This window comes from Cellulomonas sp., assembly GCF_035634735.1.
GTDB lineage: Bacteria > Actinomycetota > Actinomycetes > Actinomycetales > Cellulomonadaceae > Cellulomonas.
The window spans coordinates 1-10,332 of record NZ_DASQCJ010000145.1; the positions used below are offsets into that span (position 1 = coordinate 1).

Below are 10,332 nucleotides of genomic sequence, written 5' to 3' on the forward strand. Positions count from 1 at the left end.
GTGCTCCGTGCCGGCCGCCCGTCGACCGGCACCACCGACCCTGCCGGGCCGGGCATCGCGCCCACCGGCCCGCGAGCCGCCGGCTGGGGACGCGGCACCCGCCCGCGCCTGTGGAGGACTCGACGCCCGCCCACCGCCCGCTCGGCGGCGGTTCGGGCAGGACGGCGTGCTTCGGGAAGGACGACGACTCGGGCGAGGCAGCGGCCCGACGACCACGGTGGTGCGCCGCCCCTTCGACCCCGCAGCGGGCGGTCGGCGAGCGGCCGTGCGGTGGCCAGGAGCACGGGGCGGGTCACGGAGGGACGCGCCGCGCGTCAGAGCACGCCACGTAAGAGCACGCCATGTCAGAGCAGGCCACGTGAGAGCAGGCCACGTCAGAGCAGGCCACGTCAGAGCAGGCCACGGCCCAGCGACGCGAGCACCGGCACCAGTCCCACCAGCACGAACGCCGGGAGGAAGCACAGCCCCAGCGGCACGACCAGCCGCACGCCCAGCCGCCCCGCCGCCTCCCGGGCCGCGCGCTCGCGGCTCCGGCGCAGGCCGGCCGCCGCCGCGCGCAGGGCCGGGCCGGCCGGGGCGCCCGTCCGCCACGCGGCCTCGAGCCCGTCGAGCACGCCCCCGAGCGCCGGTGCGTGCGCCCACGCGGCGTCCCAGGGCTCGCCGAGCAGCAGCGCAGCACCGGCGCGCGCGAGGTCCGCCCCGTCCCGCCCGCCGAGCGCCGCGCCGACCGCGGCGAGCGCGCCCGGGACGCTCGCGCCGGCGCCGACGGCCACCGCGAGCAGGTCGACGACCGTCACCAGGTCGACGGCGCGCGCGCCCTCGTCGTCCCCGACGTCGCCGCGCCGCGGCGAGGGTCCGCGGGCGCCGAGCTCCCTCGGGTGGCGCGCCGGCGGTGGCCGGAGCAGGTGGACCGCCGCGGCGGTGAGCAGCACCAGCAGCGCCTCACCCACCGCGCACGCTCGTCCTCGGGGCCCGCGCCCTCCCCGCGCGCGCTCGAGCACCCGCCGTACCCGCCCCGCTCGCGAGCGCCTCCGCCGCGTGCCCCGTCCCGGACCCCCACCCGACCGCCGACGCCACCCGTCCCGTCGGCCGTGACCGCCCCGCCGTCGCCGACGCCCACCCGGACCCGCCCGTGGGCTCCGCCCCGGCGCCCCCGTCACGCCCCGCGCCCGCCGACCGGGCGTCCGCGACCATCCGCCCCGTCCACCGGCGCCCGAGCAGGGTGAGCACCAGACCGCCGACCCCGGCCGCCGTGCCCGCGCCGCCACCCAGGAGCGTGCCGAGCGGGTCGGCGCCGAGCAGGGTGCCGAGCGCGACCCCGAGGACGGGCAGCCAGGTGAGCAGGGTGGTCGTCTGCCGGGGTCCGGCGAGCGCGCCGCGGACCGCGGTCTCGGCGTCCGCGTCGGCGGCGAGCGCGCGGGCGCACTCCTCGAGCACGCCCGCCGTCGGGGCGCCGAGCTCCGCCGCGAGCCGACCTGCCGCGAGCACGCCGGCCACCCGACGGCGCACCGGGTCCGCAGCGGGGTCGTCCGCGGACGGGCGCCGGCGCGGCAGGACCGCGCCGAGGACGTCCTCGGCGCCGGGGACGCCGTCCGCGCCCACGGCCGACCCCAGCACGAGCCGCCAGGCGTCGGCCGGCGCTCGTCCCGCGCGCACCTCCGCGGCGACCGCCGTGACGACCTCGCCGAGGAGCGTGGCCGGGTCCGGGTCCCGCCTGCGCCGCCAGGGGTGCGGCCGGGCGGACGGTGCCCGGCCGCCGCGCGCGTCGGCGAGCGCCCGGAGCCGCCCGAGCCGGCGCGCCGCGGTGCCGCCCGGACCCGAGCCGACCAGCACGGCGGTCGCCACCAGGACGGCCACCAGCGCGGCGCCGCCCGTCCCCGTCGGCGTCACCCGGGCGCGCCCGACGGCAACCCCGGCCGACCGCCGCTCGGGTGTGGCCCGCCCTCGCCGTCGCCGGGCCGCCGGGTGCCCGCCGCCGGCTCCGCCCCGACCGCCCCGCCCCGGGCCAGCCGCCGTGCGAGGTCCGCCCACCCCGGCCCGGCGGCCACGCACCCGTCGGGCCCGGACGCGAGCGCGGTGCGGACCTCGAGCGTCCCCCGGCCCGGGTCGCGCGCGACGGTCGCGATCTCGGCCAGTCGTCGCCGGCCCCGGTCCCGGCGGAGGTGCAGCACGGCGTGGACCGCGCTCGCCGCCTGCGCCGCCAGCGCCTCCCGCGGCAGTCCCGCGAGCGCGCCGAGCGCCTCCAGCCGCGCGGGGACGTCGGTGGCCGCGTTGGCGTGCACCGTGGTGCAGCCTCCGTCGTGGCCGGTGTTGAGCGCGCTCAGCACGTCGCGGACCTCGGCACCGCGGCACTCGCCCAGGACCACCCGGTCGGGCCGCATGCGCAGGGACTCGCGCACCAGGTCACCGAGGTCGACGCCGCCGGCGCCCTCGACGTTCGGTCGCCGTGCGAGCAGGCGGACGACGTGCGGGTGCCTCGGCGCGAGCTCGCCGGCCTCCTCGACGCACACGATGCGCTCGCCGGGGTCGGCGAGCGACAGCAGCGTGGAGAGCAGGGTGGTCTTGCCGGTGCCGGTCGCGCCGGACACGAGCAGGTTGGCCCGCCCGGCCACCAGGCCCCGGAGCACGCCCGCCATCCCGGCGGGCACGGTGCCGTCGCGGACCAGGTCGTCGAGGGCGAACGCCCGGTGCCGGAGCACGCGCAGGGACAGCAGGGTGCAGCCGTCGGCGACCGGCGGCAGCACCGCGTGCAGCCGGGTGCCGTCGGGCAGCCGCGCGTCGGCGGCGGGTCGCGCGTCGTCGAGCCGCTGCCCGGCCGCCGCAGCCAGCCGCACCGCGAGGCCGCGGACCCGCGCGGCGTCCCCGAGGTCGACGGCGACCCGCTGCAGCCGGCCGTCCCGCTCGACCCACACGTCGCGCGGCCCGTTCACCAGGACGTCGGTGACCGCCGGGTCGTCGAGCAGCGGCTGGAGCGGGCCGGCGCCCACGATCTCGGCCCGGACCACCGCGTCGAGCTCGGCCAGGGCGGCGCTGCCGAGCACGCGCCCGCTCTCCCGCAGCGCCGCGGACACCCGCGCGCCGGTCACCGGCCCGCCCTCCGCCGCCAGCCGGTGCCGGACGGTCGCGACCAGGCCCGGGACGTCGGTGCCGTCCTCCCCGCCGCGCACGGGCGCGCCGCCCGTCACGTGAGCCGCCGGGCCAGGCGGGCGACCGCACGGGCCGCGGCGGGCGGGAGCGCGGGGCCGACGCCGCTGTCGACCGCGGCGCCCAGCCGGCGGCACCAGGGCAGGGAGGCCACCACCGGCAGCCCGACGGCGGCGGCGACCTCCGCGACACCCAGCCCGCCGGGCGCGGGACCCCGGGCGACGACGCCCACCCGCCGACCCGCCCCGACCAGGTCGTCCCGCAGCAGGCGGGCGCCGGCGACGGCGGGGACGTCCCGCGGGACCACGACGAGCAGCGTGCGGCACGCCGCGACGAGCGTCGCGCCGCGGGACGACGCCCGCGCGGCCTCGGCGTCCGCCCCCGCGGCGCCGTCGCCCGGACCCGCGTCCCCCGCGGGCCCCGCCGCGCCCGCACCGCCGTCCTCCGCCCCGACCCCGGCCGCGAGCACCGCCGACCGGTCCACGTCCAGCACCACCGACCCGTACGCCGCGGCGAGCGCCCGCAGCACGTCCGCGAGCGCCGCCGCGGGCGGCGGACCCGGCCGGCCGTCGTCGGTCGCCAGCACGCCGCACCGACCCCAGCGCATGAGGTTGCCGGCGAGCAGCGCCGGGTCGACAGCCCCGCGCGCCCCGCCGAGGTCCGGCCAGCGCAGGCCGGGGTGCGCCTCGAGCCCGAGCACGGTGTCGAGCGACGGCCCGCCGCCGGTGTCGACGAGCACGGCCGTGCCCCGTCGCCCGAGCTCGGCGGCGAGCGCCGCGGCCGTCACCGTCGCCCCCGCGCCGCCGCGCGCGCCGACCACGCCCACCACCCCCGCGCCGCCCGCCGGCCGCTCGGTCCTCGCCACCGCGCCCACCTCCGTCTCTCCGCCGGCCGGCCGCGACCACCGCGCCCGAACCCGGCCGGCGACCGTCGTCCGCAGCCCCGGCCCGCGACCGCCGCGCCCACGACCCCGAGGTTCCCGCCGGCCGCGCGACACCCGCACGCCGCGCGACCACGCCCTGGGGACGACGCACGTCCGCCGACCCTGTGGTCGTCCCGGCGAGGCTCGATACCCTCGATCCAGGAGGCACCCGTCCCGATGAGCCACGAGCCCGCGTCGCCCGCACCCCCCGCCGGCGGGGACCCGCACGCGCGCGCCGCCGGAACCCCACCCGCCCGCGCCGCGGCGTTCTTCGACCTGGACAAGACCGTCATCGCGACGTCCGCCGCGAGCGCGTTCGCGCGACCGTTCCTCTCCGGCGGCCTGCTCTCCCGGCGGGCGGCGCTGCGGTCGGCGGCGGCCCAGCTGGCGTTCCTGCTCGGCAGCGCGACCGAGGGGCGGACCGAGCGGGTGCGGGCGCAGCTCTCCGCGATGGTCGCGGGCTGGGACGTCGAGCGGGTCTCGTCGATCGTCGCCGAGAGCCTGCAGGACGCGATCGGGCCGGTCGTCTACGCCGAGGCGCTGGACCTGGTCGCGGAGCACCACGCCGCCGGGCACGACGTCGTCGTGGTCTCGGCGTCGAGCGCGGAGCTGGTCGAGCCGATCGCGGAGCTGATCGGGGCCGACGAGGTGATCGCCAGCCGGATGGGAGTCGCGGGCGGCCGCTACACCGGCGAGATCGAGTTCTACGCCTACGGCCCGGCGAAGGCTCGTGCGATGCAGGACCTGGCGCGGAGCCGCGGGTACGACCTCACGGCGTCGTCCGCGTACACGGACTCCGCGACGGACGCACCGATGCTCGGGGCGGTCGGCCACGCGTACGTGGTGAACCCGGACCGCGCGCTGCGTCGGCTCGCGGACCAGGAGGGCTGGACCCCGCTGGTGTTCCGCCGGCACGTCGCGGTCGCGGCCGGCCGGCGGCGCGCGGCGCTCCGGCAGCTCACGGGCCCGGCGGACCGGGACGGCCGGGCGCTGGGTGTCGCCGCGGCCCTGGTCGTCGCCGCCGCGCTCGCGGCGTGGGTTGTTCGCGCCGCCCGGCGCCGGCACGGGTGAGCGCCTGATCCGTCCGCCATCCGGGCAGCCGTCCCGCCATCCGGGCGACGTCGGGGAACGACCTGGGAGTTCGCCGCGCGGTCTTCCCAGCCGCGCGGTGGTGGGCTGTGATGGGGAGCACAACAGAACGGCCCGAGGGAACCCACGCGCGATCCGTCCACGCATAGGACGCGTCGAACGGGCTCGACCCCGTCTCGACTGACCACGTGCACGCCTGATAACCCTCGCGGTCGTCCGTTCGGCAACGGCGTCCTCCCCGGGCGCCGTTGTTCGTTCCCCGACCGGGACCGCCCGCGCCGAGGCCTTGGGGTCAGCCCAGCCGCCCCGCCAGCACCGCGTCCGCCACCCGTCGCCCTTCGGCCGCCCCGGCCACCACGGCGTCCGCGCACGCGCCGACCCAGGCCGCCACGCCCTCGGGCGTCCCGGTCGCGAACCGCGCGGCGGTCGCGAGGTACGGCAGCGGCGCGGCGGCCCACGCCGCCTCGGGCACGACCGCCCCGGTCGGGTCCAGGCCGCGCCCGCAGAGGAGCAGCCGGGCCGCCGCCCGCGCCACGGTCCCGTTCGCCGCCGCGAACGGCCGGACCGCCAGCAGCTCCCCGTGCACCACCGCGGCGACGACGAGCGCGGGCGCCCGGGTGGCGCCGACCGTGCGGGTGAGCAGCGCGAGCCGCTCGGCGGCCTCGGCCCCGTCGGGCGCCGCGCCCAGGCCGGTCAGGTCGCGCGGGGCCGCGCCCGCGGCGCGCACCCGGCCCAGGTCCGCGTCGGGCAGCCACCCGGCGCCCGCGGCGGCGTGCAGCCGGGCGAGCACCTGGCCGAGCGGCGGCAGCGGCGGCACCGTCCGCGCGCCGAGGTCCGGCCGCCAGCCGGCCGCGAGCGCCGTCGCGCGCAGGGCGCCGGTCGCGACGCGCAGGTCGGCGGGCCCGTCCGGGTCCGCGGTCCCCACCGACGCCGGCCCGGCGGCCGGGCCCACCCGGTCGACCCCCGTCGCCACCCCACGCAGCACGTCCAGCGGCACCCGCGCACCGTCGACCGCCGCCCCGGCCCGCGCCGTGCGCACGTCCGCCTCGGCCCGCACCTCGCGCCACCGCCGCCGGAACGCCTCGTGCCAGCGCAGCTCCTCGCAGGCCGTGCGCGCGCGGTCCACGGCGTCGCGCACGCCCGGCAGGTCGAGCAGCGGCGCGAGCGGGTCGTCGCCCGCGGGCGGGGGCGTGGACGGGGCGACGGGCAGCACGCGGCCACCCTACGAGCGCGGCCCCCGGAGCGACGCGCCCGGAAACTGGCCTGGGCGGCGGACGGTGTTCCGGGTCACACTGACCCCATGCCCTCGACGCCGAGCGTGTCCTCGTCCATCACCGCGCGCCTGCACGTGGAGGCCCGGCCGACGGCCGTCTCCGAGCTGACGTCCGCGATCGAGCAGACGGGCGGGATCGTCACCGCCCTCGACGTCACGGCGTCGGGCCACGAGCGGCTGACGGTCGACGTCACGTGCGCGACGAGCGGCGAGGAGCACGCCGCGCAGATCGTCACGGCCCTGCGCGGGCTGCCGGGCGTGGACGTCGAGCGCGTCAGCGACCGGACCTTCCTCATGCACCTGGGCGGCAAGCTGTCCATCGAGTCGAAGGTGCCGCTGCGCAACCGCGACGACCTGTCGATGGCCTACACCCCGGGCGTCGCGCGCGTCTGCGAGGCGATCGCGGCCCGCCCCGACGACGCCCGGCGCCTGACGATCAAGCGGAACACCATCGCGGTGGTCACCGACGGCAGCGCGGTGCTCGGACTGGGGGACATCGGACCGCTGGCCTCGCTGCCGGTGATGGAGGGCAAGGCCGCGCTGTTCAAGCGGTTCGCCGGCATCGACGCCTTCCCGCTGGCGCTCGACACCCAGGACGTGGACGAGATCGTCGAGACCGTCGTGCGGGTGGCCCCGGTGTTCGCCGGGATCAACCTCGAGGACATCTCGGCGCCGCGGTGCTTCGAGGTCGAGCGACGGCTGCGCGAGCGGCTCGACATCCCGGTCTTCCACGACGACCAGCACGGCACCGCGATCGTCGTGACGGCGGCGCTGACCAACGCGCTCAAGGTCGTCGGGAAGCAGATCGACCAGGTCCGCGTCGTGCTGTCGGGCGCGGGTGCGGCGGGCACCGCGGTGCTCAAGCTGCTGCTGTCGGCGGGCGTGCACGACGTCGTGGTCGCCGACATCGACGGCATCGTGCACACCGGGCGCGAGCTGGCGTCGCCCGAGCTGCGCTGGATCGCCGAGCGCACCAACCCGCGCGGCGTCACGGGCGAGCTGCGCGGCGCGCTGGCCGGCGCGGACGTGTTCATCGGGGTCAGCGCGCCGAACATCCTCAACGGCGAGGACGTCGCGACGATGGCCCGGGACGCGATCGTGTTCGCGATGGCCAACCCGCGCCCGGAGATCGACCCGGCCGAGGCGGCCCGGTACGCGGCGGTCGTGGGCACCGGCCGCAGCGACGTCGCGAACCAGATCAACAACGTGCTGGCGTTCCCGGGCGTGTTCCGCGGGCTGCTGGACGCCCGGTCGCACGTCATCACCGACGCGATGCTGCTCGCGGCGGCGCGGGCGCTGGCCTCGGTGGTGTCCGACGACGAGCTCAACCCGGCCTACATCATCCCGAGCGTCTTCCACCCCGACGTCGCGTCGACCGTGGCCGCGGCGGTCGCCCAGGTGGCGGGCGCGATCGCCGGCCCGCGGGCCGACACGGGGTCGGTGGCGGTCGTCACGGTGCCCGGCGCCTGACCCGCGGCGCCCCGGTCGCGCCCGGGGGTGCGCACCCGCGCGCCCGTAGGATCGACCGGTGCAGTGCCACCACTTCGACGCCGCCCGGTGTCGCTCCTGCACCTGGATCGAGCAGCCCTACGCCGACCAGCTCGCCGCCAAGCAGGAGCGCTGCCGGGAGCTGGTCGACCCGTTCGGGCCGCTCGACTGGCTGCCCCCGGTGGCGAGCGCGGAGTCCGGCTTCCGGAACAAGGCGAAGATGGCCGTCGGCGGCACCGTCGAGGCGCCGACGCTCGGCATCCTCGACCCCGGCGGCGTCGGCGTCGACCTCCGCGACTGCGGCCTCTACCCGGCCTCGCTGCAGGCCGCCCTCCCCGTGCTCGCGGAGTTCGTGACCCTCGCCCGGCTGGTGCCGTACGACGTGCCGACCCGGCGCGGTGAGCTCAAGTACGTGCTGGTCACCGAGTCGCCCGACGGCGAGCTGATGGTGCGGTTCGTGCTGCGGTCGTCCGAGGCGCTGCCCCGGCTCCGCAAGCACCTGCCCTGGCTGCTGGCCGCCCTGCCCCGCGCGGTCGTCGTGTCGGCGAACCTGCTGCCCGAGCACAAGGCCGTCCTGGAGGGCGACACCGAGGTCGTGCTCACCGAGCGGGCGACGCTGCGGATGCGGGTCAACGACGTCGACCTGCACCTGCGGCCGCAGAGCTTCTTCCAGACCAACACCGACGTCGCCGCCGCCCTGTACCGGATCGGGCGCGAGTGGGTGGACGCCGCGGACCCGCGCTCGGTGTGGGACCTGTACTGCGGCGTGGGCGGGTTCGCGCTGCACGTCGCCCGGCCGGGGCGCACCGTCGTGGGCATCGAGACGTCGGCCGAGGCCGTGGCCAGCGCCGAGCACAGCCGGGACGACCTCGGGCTGGCCGGCGTGCGGTTCGCCGCGGGCGACGCGACCGCCTTCGCGCTCGGCGCCGACGCGCCGCCGGACCTCGTGGTCGTGAACCCGCCCCGGCGCGGCATCGGGCCGGCGCTCGCCGGGTGGCTCGAGGCGTCGGGCGTCCGGGACGTCGTGTACTCGTCGTGCAACGCCGCGTCGCTCGCCCGGGACCTCGCGGCGATGCCGTCGCTGCGCCCACGCCGGGGCCGGTTGCTCGACATGTTCCCGCAGACCGGGCACTACGAGGTCGTCGTCGCGCTGTCCCGGGACTGACGCCCGGCCGGGCGGGACCGCGCGGGAACGGCGGCCCGCCGGCCCGTGGGTCGGGCCCGCCGGCGGGGCCGCTCGCACGGCGACGGCGCCCGGTCGTGCCTTTCGTCCCACGTCTGCGGCCCCGCGGCGCTGGACGCTGGGCCCATGCTCAGCGTCGCCGAGGCCCTCGACTACCAGACGCAGGCGGCCCGGACGAAGACCGACCTCGCCCGCCGCCCCGCCGTCTACCTCGTGAACACCATGCTCGCCGGCGCGTACATCGGCCTCGGCGTGGTCATCATGTCGACCGCGGGCGGCCCGCTCGCCGACGTCGGCTCGGGCCTCACCCCGCTGGTGCAGGGGCTCGTGTTCGGCGTCGCGCTCACGATCGTCGTGGTCGCCGGGGGCGAGCTCGCGACCTCCGCGATGATGGTCTTCACGATCGGCGCCGTGCGCGGCGCGATCTCGTGGGCCCGGGCCGGCGCGACGCTGCTCGCCTGCCTCGCCGGCAACCTGCTCGGCGCGTTCGTGCTGGCCGTTGTGCTGCACCTGTCGGGCGCCATGGGCCCCGACCGGCCGGCGGGCCGGATGATCGCGTCGATGATCGCGCACAAGGCGGAGGAGTCGGGCACCGAGCTGTTCTTCCGCGGGGTCATGTGCAACCTCATGGTCTGCCTGGCGATCTGGTGCGCCGGCCGGCTGCAGAACGAGGTCGCCAAGATCATCGTGATCTTCGCCTGCGTGATGGTGTTCATCACCTCGGGCTTCGAGCACGTGGTCGCCAACATGACGACGTTCTCGTTCGGGCTGGTCGGCGGGCTGGACGGCGCGACGGTCGCGGAGTTCGCCCGGAACGTGCTGTTCGTCGGGCTCGGGAACCTGGTCGGCGGCGGGTTGCTGGTCGGCGCCGCGAACGCCGTGGCGGCCGCCCCGGCCCGCGTGCCGGCCTCGGCGGGGTCGGCCGCGGTCGCGGACGCGAGCTCGCCGGTCCCGGTGGAGGCGCCCGCGGCCGAGCCCGAGGTCCTGGCCGCCGCGACGCGCTGACCGCGGGGCGCCGGGCCCTGCGCGCGGCTCCCCGGCCGCGGTACCCGCGGACGCGACCCGGCCGCCGTCCCTCTGCCCGCGCACCGCGCCGCACCCCCGTTGCTCGCCGCGTGAGTGGAACGTCGTGACGGACACGCCGCCGGCGTGTCGGTCACACGGTTCCACTCACGGGCGCCGGGAGCGACGTCCGGGCGGGCACGCGCAGGGTGGGGGTGGGCACGGGGCACG

General features: G+C 78.9%; 9 protein-coding genes. 4 read left to right on the top strand and 5 right to left on the bottom strand.

The features are described from left to right. Nucleotides 1-389: 389 nt before the first annotated feature. The 4 genes from VER05_RS12650 to VER05_RS12665 are packed head-to-tail and all read right to left on the bottom strand — an operon-like array spanning nt 390 to nt 4,009. The gene (locus tag VER05_RS12650; protein ID WP_324845699.1) at nt 390-950 is read right to left on the bottom strand and encodes a type II secretion system F family protein; all 561 of its coding nucleotides are present in this window, start codon (nt 948-950) and stop codon (nt 390-392) included. Continuing rightward, nucleotides 943-1,890: a hypothetical protein gene (locus VER05_RS12655; RefSeq protein ID WP_324845700.1), complete on the bottom strand. Its 948-nt coding sequence runs from the start codon at nt 1,888-1,890 to the stop codon at nt 943-945. The genes VER05_RS12650 and VER05_RS12655 overlap by 8 nt, the downstream gene beginning before the upstream one ends. After that, nucleotides 1,887-3,167 (bottom strand): TadA family conjugal transfer-associated ATPase, encoded by a 1,281-nt coding sequence (locus VER05_RS12660; RefSeq protein ID WP_324845701.1) that lies wholly within the window; start codon nt 3,165-3,167, stop codon nt 1,887-1,889. The genes VER05_RS12655 and VER05_RS12660 overlap by 4 nt, the downstream gene beginning before the upstream one ends. A 14-nt stretch (nt 3,168-3,181) precedes the next feature. Further along, the gene (locus VER05_RS12665; protein ID WP_324845702.1) at nt 3,182-4,009 is read right to left on the bottom strand and encodes a pilus assembly protein FlpE; all 828 of its coding nucleotides are present in this window, start codon (nt 4,007-4,009) and stop codon (nt 3,182-3,184) included. Between the two features lie 234 nt (nt 4,010-4,243). Between VER05_RS12665 and VER05_RS12670 the strand changes: the two genes are divergently transcribed. Then, complete coding sequence (locus tag VER05_RS12670) at nt 4,244-5,137, top strand: HAD family hydrolase (protein WP_324845703.1); 894 nt, start codon at nt 4,244-4,246, stop codon at nt 5,135-5,137. Nucleotides 5,138-5,447: 310 nt separating this feature from the next. Here VER05_RS12670 and VER05_RS12675 read toward each other — a convergent pair whose 3' ends face one another. After that, entirely contained in the window at nt 5,448-6,368 is a 921-nt protein-coding gene (locus VER05_RS12675) for a cell filamentation protein Fic (protein WP_324845704.1), read from the bottom strand. Between the two features lie 87 nt (nt 6,369-6,455). On the opposite strand from VER05_RS12675, the gene VER05_RS12680 reads away from it, so the two are divergent. The 3 genes from VER05_RS12680 (at nt 6,456) to VER05_RS12690 (ending at nt 10,104) form a co-directional block, all read left to right on the top strand. After that, nucleotides 6,456-7,898: an NAD-dependent malic enzyme gene (locus tag VER05_RS12680; RefSeq protein WP_324845705.1), complete on the top strand. Its 1,443-nt coding sequence runs from the start codon at nt 6,456-6,458 to the stop codon at nt 7,896-7,898. Between the two features lie 58 nt (nt 7,899-7,956). Continuing rightward, nucleotides 7,957-9,081, top strand: coding sequence for a 23S rRNA (uracil(747)-C(5))-methyltransferase RlmC (gene rlmC / locus VER05_RS12685; RefSeq protein ID WP_324845706.1), 1,125 nt, complete (start codon nt 7,957-7,959; stop codon nt 9,079-9,081). A gap of 144 nt (nt 9,082-9,225) precedes the next feature. Continuing rightward, nucleotides 9,226-10,104, top strand: coding sequence for a formate/nitrite transporter family protein (locus VER05_RS12690; RefSeq protein WP_324845707.1), 879 nt, complete (start codon nt 9,226-9,228; stop codon nt 10,102-10,104). Nucleotides 10,105-10,332 lie beyond the last annotated feature (228 nt).

Excerpts from the sequence above, each read along its gene's own strand:
- VER05_RS12670 (WP_324845703.1), top strand. The coding sequence starts at position 4,244 with ATGAGCCACGAGCCCGCGTCGCCCGCACCCCCCGCCGGCGGGGACCCG.
- VER05_RS12680 (WP_324845705.1), top strand. The coding sequence starts at position 6,456 with ATGCCCTCGACGCCGAGCGTGTCCTCGTCCATCACCGCGCGCCTGCAC.
- VER05_RS12690 (WP_324845707.1), top strand. The coding sequence starts at position 9,226 with ATGCTCAGCGTCGCCGAGGCCCTCGACTACCAGACGCAGGCGGCCCGG.